We start from the raw sequence: 16,026 nt of genomic DNA, 5'->3' as shown, positions 1-16,026 counted from the left end.
GTAGGGCATGCTGGGCGTCCACAGCCGGACGGGGTGAGCCGACCTGGGGGGACAACGATGAGAGCCCGTATCGCGGGGGCCGCCGCGTACCTGCCGCCCGACCGCGTCGGCAGCGCCGAGGTGCAGCGGCGGATCGCGGCGAGCAGTGACGGGTTCACGCCACTGCCGTCCATCGTGGAGCGGCTGACCGGCATCCGGCACCGGCACTACGCCGGCGACGACGTGCAGGCCTCCGACCTGGCGGTGGCGGCGGCGGAGAAGCTGCTGGCCGACCGCGGGCTGTCCGCCGCCGACGTGGACCTGATCGTGTTCGGGTCGGCCTCGCAGGACCTGATCGAGCCCGCGACGGCGCACATCGTGGCGGCCAAGCTGGGCGCGTCCTGCCCGGTGTTCGACGTGAAGAACGCCTGCAACAGCTTCCTCAACGGGATGCAGCTCGCCGAGGCGCTCATCGTGACCGGCCAGCACCGGCGGGTGCTGGTCTGCTCCGGCGAGGTGCCCTCCCGCGCGGTGCGCTGGTCGGTGCGCGACCGGGCCCAGTTCGTCGACGCGTTCGCCGGGTACACGCTGTCCGACGGCGGTGCGGCGATGCTGCTGGAGGCCGCCGAGACCGGCGGGATCTTCCACCGCCGCTTCGCCGCCGACTCCACCGCATGGGACCTGGGCACGCTGCCCGCGGGCGGGTCGATGCGCCCGCGCGACCCCGACGCGACGTACTTCAGCGGCGACGGCCGGCGGATGCGCGACGCGTTCCTGCGCGCCGGGCCGGGCATGTTCGTGGCGATGCTGAGCGACGCCGGACTGTCCTGGGAGGACTTCGCCGTGGTGTGCGTGCACCAGGTGACGCTGCCCTACCTGGAGACGCTGCGCGCGGGCCTGGGCATCCCCGCCGACCGGCTCGTGGTCACGCTCGCCGAGCACGGCAACCTGGCCAGCGTGACCCTGCCGCTGCAGCTGGCCACGGCGATGCAGGACGGGCGGTGCGGGCCGGGCGACCGGGTCGCGCTGATCGGCCTGGCCGGCGGCGTCAGCCTCGGCGTGATGTTCACGGAGCTGTGATGGGCCACCCGCTCTGGGTCGTGATCCCGGCGTACAACGAGCAGGCCTCGATCGGGGCGACGCTACGGCGGCTCGCCGAGCAGACCGATCGCGCGTTCACGCTGGTCGTGGTCGACAACGCGAGCACCGACCGCACCGCCGAGGTGGTCCGCGAGCACGCCGCCGGGCTGGACCTGCACCTGGTCGCCGAGCCGGAGAAGGGCACCGGCTGCGCCGCCGACACCGGCATGCGGTACGCCATCGCGCACGGGGCGACGCTGCTGGCCCGCACCGACGCCGACTGCCTGCCCGACCCCGGCTGGGTGGCTGCCGTGCGCCGCGGGTTCGGCGACGGGCTGCGCATGCTCAGCGGGCCGCTGCGCCCGCGCACCGACGAGTTCCCGCTGCGCTGGTGGGAGCGGCGGCTGCTGCCCGCCGTGGTGTCGATCGCGGCGACGTTCGGCCGGTTCCGGCCCGGCAACCGCGACGCGGCGTACGTCGGCCCGTACGTGATGATGCCCGGCTGCAACATGGCGATCACGGCGGAGCTGTACGAGGCGGCGGGCGGGTTCCCGCGCACCCGGATCGAGGACGTGCACGAGGACCGCGCCCTGGTCAACCGGGTCCGCCGGATCACCGCCGGGTACGGCCTGCGCAGGGACGTGCTGGTGCACGGCTCGGTGCGGCGGCTGCGCGCGTACGGGCTGGTCGGCACGCTCGGCTGGTACGCCGACCACCGCTACACCCCGGACCGGGTGGACATCCGTTGACGCCCGCCACCTGGGAACGGCGGCTCTACCGGCGCGCGCATCCGGTGGCGTACCCCCTGCTGAGAATGCTGGCCCGGCGCGGGCCGATCGTGCGGGTGCCCGGCCTGGGCGTCGTGGTCAACGACGCGGCGCTGGCCCGGCAGGTGCTGCTCGACGGGGAGACGTTCCGCAAGGACGGGCCGGGCGCGTCGGGTGACCTGTGGACCCCGATCCTCGGGCCGTCGGTGCTGCTCAACATGGAGGGCACGGCGCACCGGGCGCTGCGCGGGCGGCTGGCCGAGCTGTTCACCCCGGCGTACACCGACCGGTTGTGCGCGCGGGTGCTGGCCGGGCCGCTGGACGCGCTCGCCCGGCGGCTGGCCGCGGGCGAGCCGGTGGACCTGGTCGACACCATGCGGGTGCTGGCGGGCGCGGTGATCTGCGCCGTGATCGGGCTGGACGCCGCCGACGAGGCCGCCCACCGGCGCATGTTCCATCAGGGCGAGCAGATCGTGGCGATGGTGACGCTGCGCACCCGGACGCTCGCCCCGGCGCAGGTGCGGCGGGCGCGGGAGGTGCTCGACCCGATCGGCGACATCGCGGCGCGGGCGTACCGGTCCGGCGACGACGCCACCGTGATGGGGCGGATGCGCTCGCTCGGCCTGTCCGAGGCCGAGGCGCGCGGCGCGGCGGGCGCGTTCTTCCTCACCGGCACCGAGACCGTGGCCACGCTGGTGCCCCGGCTGATCGCGCTGCTGCACGACGCCGGGCAGCTCGACCGGGTCGCGGCCGAGCCGTCCCTGCTCGACCCGGCCATCGACGAGGCGATGCGGGTCAGCACGCCGACCCCGGTCATGCTGCGCAGCGTGCACGCCCCCGCGACCGTCGGCGGGCTGCGGGTGCGCCCCGGCGACCGGATCCTGCTCGCGACGCACAACTGCTGCCTGGCGTACGGGCCGTTCGACCTCGACCGGCCGCAGCCGCCCGAGCTGCGGCGGCTGTGGTTCGGCGCGGGCCCGCACTTCTGCATCGGGTATCCGCTGGCGATGGCCGAGATCCGCGCGGTGGCCCGGACCGTGCTCGCCGCCGCGCCGCTGCGCATCACCGACCGGGCGGCGGCGCGCGGCGTGCTGATCCCGACCTACCGGCGGCTGGTGGTGGCGCGATGAGCCTGGTCGAGCTGGTCCTGGCGCAGGCCGCGCGGACGCCGGACGCCACCGCGCTGATCGCGGGCGACGGCGCCCGGCTGAGCTACGGCGAGCTGCGCCGCCGGGTGCTGGCGGTACGCGGCGGGCTGCGCGCGGCCGGGCTGCGGCCCGGCGACGGGGTGCTCTTCTCGGTGCGGCCCTCGCTGGACTCGCTGGTGCTGGCCGTGGCCGTGGTGGCCGCGGGCGGGCACGTCATCTTCGCCGACCCCGGCGCGGGGCCGGAGATGTTCAGCGCCCGCATGCGCCTGGCCCGGCCCCGCTGGTCCGCCGCCGAGTCCCTGCTCTACGCGGCGAGCCGCCTCGGCCCGGTGCGCGCGTACGCCCGCCGCCGCGGCCTGCTGCTGCCGAACCTGTCCCGGCTGGACGTGCAACGCCACCTCCACACCGGGCGGTGGCTGCCCGGCGTGCCACGCGGCTCGCTGTCCTTGGACGCGCTGCTCCGCCAGGCGCCCGCCGAGGCGGACTCGCCGAGCGGACCGCCGGGCCACGCCGCCGCCGGGTCGGCCGCATCGCTCGGGCGGCTGCCACCGCACGCCGCCGCCCCCGGCCAGGCTGACGTGCCGGTCGATCCCCAGGCAGCGGCCGCGGTCATCTTCACCTCCGGCACGACCGCGCATCCCCGGGCGGTCGTGCACACGCAGGCGTCGCTGACCGCCGCGCTGGAGCTGCTGCGCGCCCGGGTGCCGCTCGGCCCCGGCGACGTCGTGCACACCGACCAGCTCATGCTCGGCCTGCCCACGCTGATCTCCGGCGCGTGCTGGTCCCTGCCGCCGCTGGGCGCCCCGCCCGCCGCCTTCCTCGCCCAGCTGCACGAACGCGGCGCGACCCACACGTACGCCGTGCCGGTGCAGCTGGCCGAGGTGCTCGACGCCGGCCCGCTGCCGGACAGCCTGCGGTTCGTGCTGCTCGGGTCCGCGCCCGCCCCGACGCCGCTGCTGCGCCGGGCCGTGGCGGCCGCGCCGGGCGCCGAGGTGCTGTCGATCTACGCGATGACCGAGATCCTGCCGGTCGCCATCGCCACCGCCGCCGAGAAGATCGCGCACACCGCCTCGGGCGCGTCCGGCGACCTGGTCGGCGCGCCGCTGCCCGGCGTGGCGGCCCGGCTCGCCGGTGACGGCGAGCTGCTGCTGGCCGGCCCGAACCGCTGCGCGGGCTACCTCGGCGACCCGCCGCCGGACTGGCTGCCCACCGGCGACCTGGCCCGCCTCGACGACCAGGGACGGATCGTGCTGGCCGGCCGCAAGAAGGACATGCTGATCCGCGGCTCGTTCAACCTGTACCCCGGCCTCTACGAGCCCGCCGTGTGCGCCCTGCCCGCCGTCGCCGAGGCGGCCTTCGTGGGCCTGCCCGACCCCGCGCACGGTGACGAGCGCGTGGTGCTCGCGGTCGTCGCGGACGCACCGGACGCCGCCGCGGCGCTGCCCGCCCGGCTGCGCCGGGAGCTGCCCGACGTGATCGACCACGCGGCCCTGCCCGACGAGATCGTGGTGCTGCCCGCACTTCCCCGCGCCGGCCGCGCCCGCAAACTCGACCGCCCCGCCCTCCGCCGACTGATCGAGCAGGCTCGGTGAGGCCGTGCGGATCGCGGTGACCGGGGCGTCCGGGTTCGTGGGCGGCGAGGTGTGCCGGGAGCTGCTCCGGGCGGGGCACGAGGTGGTCGGCTTCGGGCGCAGGCCCGCCCCGGCCGGGCTCGACGGCGTCGACTACCGGCGCTGGGATCTCGCCGCCGGGCCGCTGCCCGAGCCGCCCGAGGTCGCCGCCGTGGTGCACTGCGCCGGGACGGTGTCCGACTGGGGACCGGCGCGCGAGTTCACCGCCACCAATGTGGACGGCACGGCCCGCGCCCTGGCGACGTTCCCCGCGGCGCGGTTCGTGCACGTCAGCACCGCCAGCGTGTACGACCCCCGGCGGCCGACCGTCATGGCCGCCGAGGACGAGGCACCCGTGCGGCGCTACCTCAACGCGTACGGCAGCTCCAAGGCCCGGGCCGAGCGGCTGGTGCTCGCCGCCATGGCGGAGCGGGCCGCGATCGTCGTGCGGCCGCACGCGATCTACGGCCCCGGCGACCCGACGCTGCTGCCCCGGGTGCTGGCGGCGGTGCGCGGCCGGTGGCTGCCCGCGGTCGGCGACGGGCGGCAGCGGGTCAGCCTGACCTCGGTCGCCAACCTCGCCCGCGCCTGCCTGCTGGCCGCGACCGGGCCGGTCGGACGCGGCGTCTTCAACGTGACCGACGCGGAGCCGGTCGTGCTCGACGACGCGCTGCGGGCGGTGCTCGCCGCGCGCGGGATCGCCGCCCGGCCGGTGTACCTGCCGCTGCGCGCGGTGTGGCCGCTCGCCACGGCCGCCGAGCTGCTGTTCCGGCTGGCGGGCAGCCGGCGCCCGCCCCGGCTGACCCGGTACGCCGCGAGCCACCTCGCGGTGGAGCGCACGCTCGACATCACCGCGGCCCGGGAGCGGCTGGGCTACCGGCCCGCCCCGACCTCGTTCGCGGGCGCCGAGAGCTGGTGACCTGTGAGGGCGGCTCGACGTACCCCCGCAGCCGTCGGCCACCGCGTGCCTGGCGGCGGCGGTCGTTACCGGCCCCCTGGGCATGTTCTGCCGTGCGTGACAACTTCTGGGTTGTCGCGACAACCCAGAAGTTGTCACGCGGGCCGGAGTTCCCGCTGCCGCCGGTCGGCCCCTGCCTGATGGTGATGATCGCGGCGGTCCACTGTGCATGACGTCGGCGACCGCCTGATGGCGACCGCCGACTGCGGGTCAGCGGGTCACCAACCGCGAGCCCGCCACTCCGGCAGGGACGGGCGCTCGCGGCCCAGCGTGCTGTCCTTGCCGTGGCCCGGGTAGAACCAGGTGTCGTCGGGCAGCCGGTCGAAGATCTTCGTCTCGACGTCGTGCAGCAGCGAGCCGAACGCCGCGGGATCGCCCCAGGTGTTGCCCACGCCGCCGGGGAACAGCGAGTCGCCGGTGAACAGGTGCGGGTGCCCGTGCGGGTCGCGGTAGAGCAGCGCGATCGACCCCGGCGTGTGCCCGACGAGGTGGATGACCTCCAGCTCGACCTGCCCGACGCGGACGGTCTGTCCTTCCTCGACGGTCTCCGCCTTGACCGGCAGCTCGCCCGCGTCGGCGGGGTGGGCGACCGGCGTGGCGCCGGTGCTCGCCACCACCTCGGCCAGCGCCTGCCAGTGGTCGCCGTGCCGGTGCGTGGTCACCACGGTGGCCAGGCCCGCGTCGCCGGCCAGGGCCAGCAGCGTGCCCGCGTCGTTGGCGGCGTCGATCAGCAGCTGCTCGCCGGTGCGGTTGCAGCGCAGCAGGTAGGCGTTGTTGTCGTGCGGGCCGACCGAGGCCTTGCTGATGGTCAGCTCGTCCAGTTCGCGTACGTCGGCGGCCGCGCCGCGGCTCACGTCTCCGGTGTAGGACACGGCTGAAGCCTATCGCCGCGGACCCCTGCGGCGCTGCCACGTGCCCGGCTGGACGGCCGCCGGTCCGGCTCCGCGCGACGCCTGCCGCCGGACGTGGCCGATGGCCGCCCCGCCTGCGCCCGGCCCCACCGCCGCGGGGGCCGGGCGGGCGGCGGCCGGTCAGGCCGCGGTCTTCGCGCTCGCGTCCTTGTCGGCGTCGGTCTGCTCCGCGCTCACGTTCTTCTGGACCTCGGTCTGGAACAGGCGCTTGAGCCCGTCGAAGTCCTGGATCTCGGTGGCGCCCGAGGCGAGCAGCTGCTCGCAGATGCGCATCCAGGCGCGGCCGATGGCCTCGGTCAGCAGGGCCGCCGTGGCGCTGCTGATGACCGCACCGGCGACCGTGCCGGCACCGGGCACGAACTTCAGCAGGTTGCTCACGACGTACCGTCCGGCGCCCGCCGCGCCGCCGCTCATCACCAACGACGCGACCATGGTGCCCAGCTTCGCCGCCGGGATGCTGAGACCGTACTTGGCGGAGATCTGGGCGATCATCGTGACCTGGTTGGGGATGAGCAGCACCGCGTCGCTGAACGGGATCGGGCTGGCGCCGATCACGCCCGCGCCGAGCACCGCCGTGTTGACCGCGGCGCGGGCGGCCTTCCGCTTGCGTTCGAGGTCGATCTGCTGGGCCGCGGTCAGCGCGGCATGGACGGCCGCAGGTGCGACCTGAAAGGTGGCCTCCAGGAGCTCGTGCAGCCCGTGCACCGGATACCCGTCGAACGGATCGGACTTCGCGCTGGTGAAGTAGACCCGCGGCGGCGTGATCGGCAGCTGCAGCGACATGACGTGCTCGGCCAGGGCGACCGCGTCCGGGTGCAGCCGGCCGTCCTTCTTCGGCACCTGCGTCAGCACGAACACGACCGGCAGCCGCAGACCGATCAGGTGCTTGATGAGCTCGATCTGGCCTTCCTCGATGCGGCGGTCGGTCCAGCGGACCACGTACCAGACGACGTGGAGCTGCTCGGCCAGCGGCTTCTGGCGGCTGTCCCGGACGATGTCGGTGAGCTCCGCCATGAGGCTCTCCGCCGACTCGCCGGTCTCGAACCCGCGGGAGTCGTAGATCCCCAGCGCGCTCTCCGGCTTGCGGTAGTACGTCAGCGACTCGGTGACCGGGCTGCCCAGCCCGGCTGGGGCGACGTTCTCGCCGAACACCGCGTTGAGCAGCGTGCTCTTGCCCGCTCCCGTCTTGCCGAAGATGCCCAGGTTGAACCCGCCCAGATCCTTGAGCGCCTCGTCGTAGCGCTTGCGGACCAGATCGACGATCTCGTTGACGAGTTGCTCCTCGGAGCGGCGGCTGTACGGGATCGAGTCGGTCACGGATCTCCTCCAGGGCGCGGGGACCTCGGCTGCCCACGCGAGCAGCGCCGACCCCAAGCTACTGAGACGCCGAACCAATGTGGAGGCTCGAACGCGTCGAAGGCCCGGCCTGCCCGGCACCGCCGGACGACGAACGGCGAGCCGGGCCGGAGCACGGGTCGGGCAGACCTGGCGGATCGCGGGTTGACAGCTCGCCGTCCGGGCGGCCTCAGAACAGCCGGTGCAGGATCAGGTCCAGGGCGTCCTCGGCGTGGCGGCGGGAGAGGTCCGCGGCGCGGTCGGGGTCGCGTTCGCGCAGCGCCTCGACCAGGGACTCGTGCTCGGCCTGGGAGGCGGCGACCTCGGCGGGCAGGTAGTGCTCGGCCACCTGGTTGTTGAAGAAGTAGAGCTGGTTCTGCTCGATGACGCGGGCCAGGCGCGGGTTGTGGGCCGCTTCGACGATGAGGTGGTGGAAGCGGTCGTTGAAGGTGACGAACTCGTCGTTGCCGCCGGTGCCGGTCCAGCTGTCGCAGTGGGCGGCGATCGCGTCGAGCTCGGCGTCGGTGGCGCGCCGGCAGGCGAAGCGGGCCGCGAAGGACTCCAGCGCCATGCGTACCTCGTAGATGGCGATGATCTCGTCGCGGTCGTGCTGGCGGACGATCCAGCGGCGCCGGTGGGAGACGATGAGGCCGTCGGCGGCCAGCCGCTGCAGGCTCTCCCGGATGGGCGTGCGGCTGACCTGGAGCTTCTCCGCGATCATCGCTTCGACCAGCGGCTCGTTCGGGCCGATCTTGCCGAGCACGATCTGCTCGCGCAGCCAGCGGTAGACGTTGTCGGAGAGCGTGCGGGTGGCGTGCATCGGCTCGGCGGGCAGTTCCTGTGCTGTCGGCACCTGCCGCCTCCCTCGTCGCGCGACCCTGTCCGAGCCGTCCCGAGGGCCCACAGTATGCGGCCCGGCCCGCCCCTCGCCATGAGGCCGTCGCCACAGCCGCCGACATCTCGGCCTGTCTGTCCGGTTCCGGCATACGGGAAGTTGGATGGGCGGCGGCGCGATGGGGTAAGGTCGCTCTCGTGGTTCGCATGTATTGGCGCTTTACGCTGGCTCTGGGTGGAGCCGGCGGTTCTATGCGCTGACCGCGACACCACCCAGAGCCAGCAGGGCGAAGACGTCTCGTCTTCGCCCTTTGCCATGTCATGGACGGGCTGGCCTGGGCACTTCAGGTATGGGGCCCGTCCCCCCAGAACCGGGAGACGCTCCGATGACCCAGACCAACGACGTCCACGTGCTCTCGTTCGAGCCGCTGCGGCCGCCGCGTGAGCTGCTGGCCGAGCTGCCGCTCGGCGAGCACCGCGCCGCGCTGGTGGAACGATCGCGCCAGCAGGTCCGCGACGTGCTCACCGGCCGCGACGACCGCCTGCTCGTGGTGGTCGGCCCCTGCTCGGTGCACGACACCGAGGCGGCCATGGACTACGCGCGCCGGCTCGCCGAGGCGGCCCGCCGGCACGAGCGCGAGTTGTGCGTGGTGATGCGGGTGTACTTCGAGAAGCCGCGTACCACGATCGGCTGGAAGGGCCTCATCAACGACCCCGGGCTGGACGGCACGCACGACGTGCACCGCGGCCTGCGCACCGCGCGGGCGCTGCTGCTCGACATCCTCGACCTGGGCGTGCCGGTGGGCTGCGAGTTCCTCGACCCGACCAGCCCGCAGTACATCGCCGACGCGGTCACCTGGGGCGCGATCGGCGCCCGCACCATCGAGAGCCAGGTGCACCGGCAGCTCGCCTCCGGCCTGTCCATGCCGGTCGGTTTCAAGAACACCACCGACGGCGGTATCCAGGGCGCCATCGACGCCTGCGAGGTCGGCCGCAACAGCCACGTCTTCTTCGGCGTGGACACCGACGGCCGCGCCGCCGTGGTCACCACCACCGGCAACGAGGACTGCCACGTCATCCTGCGCGGCGGCCGCACCGGCCCCAACTACGGCCCGGAGTCGGTCGCGTCCACGCTGGCCATGACCCAGAAGGCCGGCCTGAAGCACCACCTGGTGATCGACGCCAGCCATGGCAACAGCGGCAAGAGCCACGAGCGCCAGGCCGTGGTCGCCGACGAGATCGCGGCGCAGATCGCGGGCGGCCAGACCGGGATCGGCGGCGTCATGCTGGAGAGCTTCATCGTCGCGGGCCGCCAGGACCTCGACTCCGGCACGCCGCTGGTCTACGGCCAGAGCGTCACCGACGCCTGCATGAGCTGGGAGACCACCGAGCAGACCCTGGCCACCCTCGCCACCGCCGTCACCACCCGCCGCACCCGGCCCTGACCGGGGTTAGGAAGGGCACCTTCTTAACGCTCTGCGTTGTAGAAGGTGCCCTTCCTGACGCGTCCGCGGGGCTAGGGTGACGGGCATGCTCGATCACCTGTCGATCCAGGTCGCCGACGTCGCGGCCGCCGCGGGCTTCTACGACACCGTGCTGGCCCCGCTGGGCGGCCACCGGATCCTGGAGTTCGGGGACGTCATCGGCTACGGCACGGACCGGCCGGTGTTCTGGCTCGGTCCGGTCACGACGGAGGGGGTGGCGCGCGAGGCGCACATCGCCTTCGTGGCGCACGACCGGGCGGCGGTCACCGCGTTCTTCGAGGCCGCCGTCGGCGCGGGCGCGGAGGTGCTGCACGAGCCCCGGCTGTGGCCCGAGTACCACGAGCACTACTTCGGCGCGTTCGTACGCGACCGCGACGGCAACAACGTCGAGGCCGTCTGCCACCTGCCGGGGTGACCCTCCGCCGGTGCGGCCCCCGGCCCGCCTAGCGGCGCGCGGCGCGCCAGGCCCGGACGCCGAGCACGCCCACGGTCGTGCCGATCGCCAGCGACGCCCCGATGAGCAGCGCGTGCACCCACAGGAAGCCGGTCGGCGAGCCCTGCCCGACGGCGCCGGCCGACCATGCGCGCGGGTCGTTCCAGATCGCGACCGCGAACCGGGGCCAGATCACCCAGGTCCACACGCCGACCAGCATCAGGAACAGCGACCAGCCCCGCGACAGCGTCATGACCGGTGAGTATGCCAGCCGCCGCGGCCCGCTCAGGACTCGGCGGTGACGGCCGCGCGGCTGCGTACGATCGCCAGCACCGCCGCCTCGACCTGCTCGATCGGGCGCTCGGGGGTGAACACGAGCCAGTCGAGCGCGACCACCAGGCACACGCCGAACAGCGCCGACGCGGACAGCCGCACGTCGAGGTCGGCGGCGAAGTCCCCGCCGTCCACCCCCTGCTGCAGCGTGCCCGCGATCACCGTGATCGCCTCCTCGCGCAGCAGGTGCAGGGTCTGCTGCCAGTCGCGGTGCGTACGCCACATCTCCGACAGCAGCAGCTGGGCGAAGGAGCGGTAGCGCTGGATGAAGCTCAGCTCGGCGCGTACCAGCGCGGCCACCGCGTCAGCCGGCGCCCGGTCCGCGACGGCGGCCTGGAAGTCGGCGGTGAGCAGCCCGACGCCGTAGCGCAGCAGCTCCTCGAACAGCACGCTCTTGGACGCGAAGTTGTAGTAGACGGTGCCCTTGGCGACCCCCGCCCGCTCCGCGATCTGATCCACCGTCGTGTCGGAGAACCCCTGCTCGGCGATGAGCGCCATGGTCGCCTCGAACAGCTTCTGCCGGGTCGCGTCCCGCCGCGCCGTCCGTCCGTCCACCTGCCCCATCCTGCCCTGCTCCTCCCTGGATCCGACATCGATCATGAGGTTGTGCCACCGACACGCCGTCGAACCGTGCCATATGTTCATGATCGACGCACGACGGGGCCGCCGCCGGCCGGGGCGCCGGGTGGTGGGTGGTGGGTGGTCACATGGGGAGGGCCGGGTGGAGGTGGTCGGGGGTCAGGCGGCGGGTTCGGGCTGCGGTGAGGGTGGTGAGGGTGAGGGCGGTGGCGGTGACGGCCAGCAGGACCAGGGTGCCGGTCAAGACCGTGCCGGGTGAGCCGCCGAGGATGAGGTGGCGCAGGCCGTCGACGACGTAGGTCATCGGCAGGTACGGGTGGATCGCCTGGAAGAAGGCGGGGCTGGTGGCCACGGGGTAGGTGCCGCCGGAGCCGGTGAGCTGGAGCATCAGCAGGATCAGCGCGGCTACCCGGCCGGACGGGCCCAGCGCCGCGCCGAGCAGCTGCAGCACCGCGGTGAACGCCGGCACGGTGGCCAGCAGGTAGAGGTACATGCCCCACGGGTGGACGGGGTCGAGGCCGAGCGCCAGGCACAGGACGGCGTACAGGGCGGTGGCCTGGGCGACGCCGATCGCGACGGCGGGACGCCAGCCGGCCAGCGCCACCCGCCACGCGGGCGCGCCGGTCATCAGGTGCCGCCGGGTCAGCGGGCGCAGCAGCATGAAGGTGAGCATCGCGCCGACCCACAGCGCCAGGGCCAGGAAGTACGGCGCGAACCCGGTGCCGTAGACGGCCGCCGCGTGGCGTACGTCGCGGTCCAGGGTGACCGGTGCGGCCAGCACCCCGGCCCGCTGTGCGCGGGTGTCGGCGTCGTAGCCGGGCACGTCCGCGGCGCCGTCGGACAGCCCGCCCGCCAGCTCGCGGGCGCCGTCGTCCAGCTTCGCCAGGCCGGTGGCCAGCTCGCCCGCCCCGCCGGAGAGCCTGGTCAGCCCGCTGTCGAGCTGCCGCGCGCCGGTGGACAGCCGGTAGAGGCCGCCGTGCAGCGACTTCGCCCCGGTCGCGGCTCCGGCGATGCCGCCGTGCAGCCGGTCGGCTCCGGCCGACAGCTCGGTGAGGCCGGTGGCCAGCTCGGCCACGCTGCGGCGGGCGGCCGCGACGTCGTCGGCCAGGTGCGGCGCGGCCTGCGCCACGGTGCGCGCGGTCGCCGCGACCTTCAGCAACTTGGCCCTGACCTCCGGCAGGCCGGACTCGTCGAGCCGGCGGGCCAGGTCGCGAGCCGTGTCGGCGGCTTCCTGAGCGGCCCGGCGGGCGGCGGTGAAGGCCGGGTCGTCGGCGAGTTCCGGGTGCGCCGCGACGAGCGCGTCGAGGGAGGTGACCACCTCGCCGGCACGCCGCACCGCCTGCTCGGCCAGGCCGGGCAGCAGGTCGAGGTGGTCGGCGAGCGCCTGCGCGGCGTCGGCGACGGCGGTCGCGCCCCGCTCGATGGTCTCCGCGTGCTCGCGCAGCACCGGCTCGACCCGGCCGGCCACACCGTCCACGGTGGACGCGAGCCGCTGCCCGCCCGCCGCCGCACGGGCCGCCCCGTCGGCGAACTGCGCCGAGCCCGCCTCCAGGGTGGCGAGACCCGTCGCCAGCTCGCGGGAGCCGGACTCGGCCCGCGCCAGCCCGGCGGCCAGCGTGCCCGCGCCGTCGGCGGCGTCGCCCGCGCCGTCCGCCAGCGCCCCCGCCCCGTTGCGGGCCTGCCCAGCCCCGTCGGCGAGCGCGCCCGCGCCGTCGGCGGCCTCGCCGAGGGCGGCCTTGACGTCGGTGAACCCGATCAGCATCCCGTCGAAGTACTTCGCCGCCGCCGACTCGGCCGCCGCCGCGCGGATCTCGGTGAACGCGCTGCGGGCCAGCATCCCGGAGATGTAGTTGACCGCGTCGTCGCTGACCACGGTGAGCCGCCCGGCGCGCGCGACGGCCGCCGGGTCGGGCGCGCTGACCAGCGACGCCGAGAAGTCCTCCGGGATGCGCAGCGCGAGCTGGTACGTCCCGTCGCGCAGTCCGGCCTCGGCGGCGGCCGCGTCGACGCGGTGCCAGCCGAACACCTGCCGCTGCTCCAGCTCCTCGGCCAGGTCCCGTCCGGCGTGCACCGGCGTGCCGTCCGGGTCGCTCGCCGCCCGGTCCTGCACCACCAGCGCCACCGGGATGCGGTGCATGTTGCCGTACGGATCCCAGAACGCCCACAGGTACAGCGCCCCGTACAGCAGCGGCACCAGCGTGAGCACCACCAGCGCGGCCCGCGTCATCCGGTGCCGCCGGAACCGCCGCAGCTCCAGCCTGCCCAGGCTCACCGCCCCACCCCCACCGAAGAAAGGAAGGGCACCTTGTCATCGCTTTCCGTGGTAGAAGGTGCCCTTCCTAACCGCGCAGCGGTGGGTGTGTCGCGGCAGGTGTAGACGGCGGCGCGGCCGGTGGCGTCGAGCTCGCCGAGCAGGGTCTGCGTCTCGGTGGGGGTGAGGGACACGTCGATGTCGTCGACGAGCAGCACGTCGGGGTCCTCCAGCAGGGCGAGCTTGATCATCAGGCGGTGCCGGTCGAGCGGGGACAGGTCGCGGACCAGGGTGTCGGGCGTGCTGCCCGGGGGCAGGTCGCGCAGCGCCGGCGAGGCCGCGAGCCGACGCCGGCGGTGCCAGGGCCGGGCCTGGCCGAGCAGGCGCAGCCGTTCGCCGACGTGCTCGCCGACGGTGAGCGCGGGTTCGGGCTCGTTCACGCCGGGGACCAGGCCGAACGCCGTCCTGCCGGCACCGCCGACCCGCCCGTGGGACACCCGGAACCGGCCGCCGAGGGCGAGCAGCGCGCTGGTCCGGCCGCCGCCCGCCGGGCCGGTCAGCGCCAGCAGCTCACCCGGGCCGACGCGCAGGTCGAGGTCGCGGAAGACCCATCCCCGGCGGGTACGCAGCCCGAGCCCCTCGGCCTCCAGCAGTGCCGGCTCCACGCGTACCCTCCGCAATGTTTTTAAACTGACTGGTCGGTCTAAATACTGGATCACGAAGGGTCACGGGCGAAAGTGAGGGTGAGGCGGCTCACCGACTACGATTCAACGATGATCTCGGCAGCGCCCATGATCTTCCGTACCGCGAGCTTCCAGGACCTGGACGCCGCCACCCTGTATGCCCTGCTCAAACTGCGCGCCGACGTGTTCGTGGTGGAGCAGGAGTGCGCCTATCCCGACATCGACGGCCGCGACACCGAGCCCGGCACCCGGCACCTGTGGTACGAGGTGGACCGCCGGCCCGTCGCTTACCTGCGCATGCTGATCGACGAGGGCCCCACGGGCCCGGTCCACCGCATCGGCCGAGTCGTCACCGCACCCGCGGCGCGCGGCGACGGGCTCGCCGGGCAGCTGCTCACCGCGGCGCTGGCCGTGGTCGGCGACGACCCCGCCGTGCTTGACGCGCAGGCGCACCTGGCGAAGTTCTACGCCAAGTACGGCTTCGCGCCCAGCGGCCCCGAGTTCATCGAGGACGGCATCCCCCACCTGCCGATGCGCCGCGGCTGAGCCCGGCCCGCACGAACGAAGCCCCGCTCCCGCCGTCAGCGCGGCAGGACCGGGGCTTCGCGCTCGAGCGGGTCAGGACTGCCGGGCGACCGCCGTCGAGGCGCGCACCACCAGCTCGGGATCGAACAGGTACTCGTCCGGCGCGACCTCGCCACCGTCCACCTGCGACACCAGCATCGCCACCGCGGCCTGGCCCATCGCCCCGATGGGCTGGCGCACCGTGGTCAGCGGCGGATCCGTGCAGGCCATGAAGAGCGAGTCGTCGTATCCGACCACGGAGATGTCCTCCGGCACGCTGAGCCCCATCCGGCGCACCGCGCGCACCGCGCCCAGCGCGAACACGTCGGAGGCGCAGATAAGCCCGGTCACCCCGTCCTTGATCAGCCGGACCGCCGCGGCCTGCGCCGCCTCCATCGAGTAGATGGTGCGCGCCACCGGCGGCTTGCTCTGCCCGGTGCGCAGCTTGAACGCGGCGAGCTTACGGGCCGAGGGCACGTGGTCGGCCGGGCCCAGCAGCAGGCCGATCTTCGTGTGCCCGAGCGAGGACAGGTGGCCGTACGCCTGGTCCACCGCGACCGAGTCGTCCGCCGCCACGACCGGGAAGCCCAGGCCGTCGATGGCCGCGTTGACCAGCACCACGGGCAGGCCGCGCTGGCGCAGCCGGTGGTAGTGCTCGTGCTCGGCGTCGGCCTGCGCGTACAGCCCGCCCGCGAAGATCACGCCGGAGACCTGCTGCTCCATCATGATGTCGACGTACGCCGACTCGGCCACGCCCTCCTCGGTGCGGGTGCACAGCACCGGGGTGAAGCCGCGCTGCGCCAGCGCCCCCGCCACGATCTCGGCGAACGCCGGGAAGATCGGGTTCTGCAGCTCGGGGAGCACGAGGCCGACCAGGCGCGCCCGCTCCCCGCGCAGCTTGGTGGGCCGCTCGTAGCCGAGCACGTCCAGGGCGGTCAGTACGGCGGTGCGGGTCGACTCGGAGATGCCCGGCTTGCCGTTGAGCACACGGCTCACCGTCGCCTCGCTCACCCCCACGTACTTCGCCACTTCGGCGAGTCTGCGCGTCACGCCGGTTACTGTAACCGGCCGATCTCC

Annotated in this window: 16 protein-coding genes; 8 read left to right on the top strand and 8 right to left on the bottom strand. The window is 74.3% G+C overall.

All coding sequences use genetic code 11. From position 1 onward, the window contains the following. Positions 1 to 57 precede the first annotated feature (57 nt). The 5 genes from AB0J67_RS11260 to AB0J67_RS11240 are packed head-to-tail and all read left to right on the top strand — an operon-like array spanning position 58 to position 5,503. A complete protein-coding gene (locus tag AB0J67_RS11260) occupies positions 58 to 1,059 on the top strand; it encodes a ketoacyl-ACP synthase III (RefSeq protein ID WP_363479685.1) in 1,002 nt (333 codons plus the stop codon). Next, positions 1,059 to 1,808, top strand: a complete 750-nt coding sequence (locus AB0J67_RS11255) for a glycosyltransferase family 2 protein (protein WP_363479682.1) — start codon at positions 1,059 to 1,061, stop codon at positions 1,806 to 1,808. Before AB0J67_RS11260 ends, AB0J67_RS11255 begins: the two co-directional genes overlap by 1 nt. Beyond that, positions 1,805 to 2,956 carry a cytochrome P450 gene (locus AB0J67_RS11250; RefSeq protein ID WP_363479679.1) on the top strand — a complete coding sequence of 384 codons (1,152 nt, stop codon included), beginning with the start codon at positions 1,805 to 1,807 and terminating at the stop codon, positions 2,954 to 2,956. The genes AB0J67_RS11255 and AB0J67_RS11250 overlap by 4 nt, the downstream gene beginning before the upstream one ends. Then, positions 2,953 to 4,566 carry a class I adenylate-forming enzyme family protein gene (locus AB0J67_RS11245; RefSeq protein WP_363479676.1) on the top strand — a complete coding sequence of 538 codons (1,614 nt, stop codon included), beginning with the start codon at positions 2,953 to 2,955 and terminating at the stop codon, positions 4,564 to 4,566. Before AB0J67_RS11250 ends, AB0J67_RS11245 begins: the two co-directional genes overlap by 4 nt. Positions 4,567 to 4,570: 4 nt before the next feature. Continuing rightward, a complete protein-coding gene (locus AB0J67_RS11240; RefSeq protein WP_363479673.1) occupies positions 4,571 to 5,503 on the top strand; it encodes an NAD-dependent epimerase/dehydratase family protein in 933 nt (310 codons plus the stop codon). Between the two features lie 257 nt (positions 5,504 to 5,760). Here AB0J67_RS11240 and AB0J67_RS11235 read toward each other — a convergent pair whose 3' ends face one another. The 3 genes from AB0J67_RS11235 to AB0J67_RS11225 all read right to left on the bottom strand — a co-directional run bounded on the left by AB0J67_RS11235 (position 5,761) and on the right by AB0J67_RS11225 (position 8,641). Beyond that, positions 5,761 to 6,414: an MBL fold metallo-hydrolase gene (locus AB0J67_RS11235; protein ID WP_363479670.1), complete on the bottom strand. Its 654-nt coding sequence runs from the start codon at positions 6,412 to 6,414 to the stop codon at positions 5,761 to 5,763. A gap of 159 nt (positions 6,415 to 6,573) precedes the next feature. After that, a complete protein-coding gene (locus AB0J67_RS11230) occupies positions 6,574 to 7,770 on the bottom strand; it encodes a DUF697 domain-containing protein (protein WP_363479667.1) in 1,197 nt (398 codons plus the stop codon). A gap of 208 nt (positions 7,771 to 7,978) precedes the next feature. Then, positions 7,979 to 8,641, bottom strand: a complete 663-nt coding sequence (locus tag AB0J67_RS11225) for a GntR family transcriptional regulator (protein ID WP_363479664.1) — start codon at positions 8,639 to 8,641, stop codon at positions 7,979 to 7,981. A gap of 367 nt (positions 8,642 to 9,008) precedes the next feature. On the opposite strand from AB0J67_RS11225, the gene AB0J67_RS11220 reads away from it, so the two are divergent. Together AB0J67_RS11220 and AB0J67_RS11215 are read left to right on the top strand one after the other, a co-directional pair. Continuing rightward, entirely contained in the window at positions 9,009 to 10,067 is a 1,059-nt protein-coding gene (locus AB0J67_RS11220; RefSeq protein ID WP_363479661.1) for a 3-deoxy-7-phosphoheptulonate synthase, read from the top strand. A gap of 85 nt (positions 10,068 to 10,152) precedes the next feature. Continuing rightward, the gene (locus AB0J67_RS11215) at positions 10,153 to 10,521 is read left to right on the top strand and encodes a VOC family protein (protein WP_363479658.1); all 369 of its coding nucleotides are present in this window, start codon (positions 10,153 to 10,155) and stop codon (positions 10,519 to 10,521) included. 28 nt (positions 10,522 to 10,549) lie between these two features. On the opposite strand, the gene AB0J67_RS11210 is transcribed toward AB0J67_RS11215, so the two are convergent. The 4 genes from AB0J67_RS11210 to AB0J67_RS11195 form a co-directional block, all read right to left on the bottom strand. Further along, positions 10,550 to 10,792, bottom strand: coding sequence for a hypothetical protein (locus AB0J67_RS11210; protein ID WP_363479655.1), 243 nt, complete (start codon positions 10,790 to 10,792; stop codon positions 10,550 to 10,552). Between the two features lie 32 nt (positions 10,793 to 10,824). Next, positions 10,825 to 11,436 (bottom strand): TetR/AcrR family transcriptional regulator, encoded by a 612-nt coding sequence (locus AB0J67_RS11205; protein WP_363479652.1) that lies wholly within the window; start codon positions 11,434 to 11,436, stop codon positions 10,825 to 10,827. A gap of 139 nt (positions 11,437 to 11,575) precedes the next feature. Continuing rightward, complete coding sequence (locus AB0J67_RS11200; RefSeq protein WP_363479649.1) at positions 11,576 to 13,723, bottom strand: YhgE/Pip domain-containing protein; 2,148 nt, start codon at positions 13,721 to 13,723, stop codon at positions 11,576 to 11,578. Next, a complete protein-coding gene (locus tag AB0J67_RS11195) occupies positions 13,720 to 14,367 on the bottom strand; it encodes an ABC transporter ATP-binding protein (RefSeq protein WP_363479646.1) in 648 nt (215 codons plus the stop codon). The genes AB0J67_RS11200 and AB0J67_RS11195 overlap by 4 nt, the downstream gene beginning before the upstream one ends. Positions 14,368 to 14,475: 108 nt before the next feature. Between AB0J67_RS11195 and AB0J67_RS11190 the strand changes: the two genes are divergently transcribed. Further along, positions 14,476 to 14,931 carry a GNAT family N-acetyltransferase gene (locus AB0J67_RS11190; RefSeq protein WP_363479643.1) on the top strand — a complete coding sequence of 152 codons (456 nt, stop codon included), beginning with the start codon at positions 14,476 to 14,478 and terminating at the stop codon, positions 14,929 to 14,931. 72 nt (positions 14,932 to 15,003) lie between these two features. Here AB0J67_RS11190 and AB0J67_RS11185 read toward each other — a convergent pair whose 3' ends face one another. Beyond that, complete coding sequence (locus tag AB0J67_RS11185; RefSeq protein ID WP_363479640.1) at positions 15,004 to 15,999, bottom strand: LacI family DNA-binding transcriptional regulator; 996 nt, start codon at positions 15,997 to 15,999, stop codon at positions 15,004 to 15,006. Positions 16,000 to 16,026: the final 27 nt, after the last annotated feature.

Origin of the sequence: Catellatospora sp. NPDC049609, assembly GCF_040675365.1 — a bacterium.
Lineage (GTDB): Bacteria > Actinomycetota > Actinomycetes > Mycobacteriales > Micromonosporaceae > Catellatospora.
Note: the sequence above shows the minus strand (reverse complement) of the source record. Positions and strands in the feature narration are given on the sequence as shown.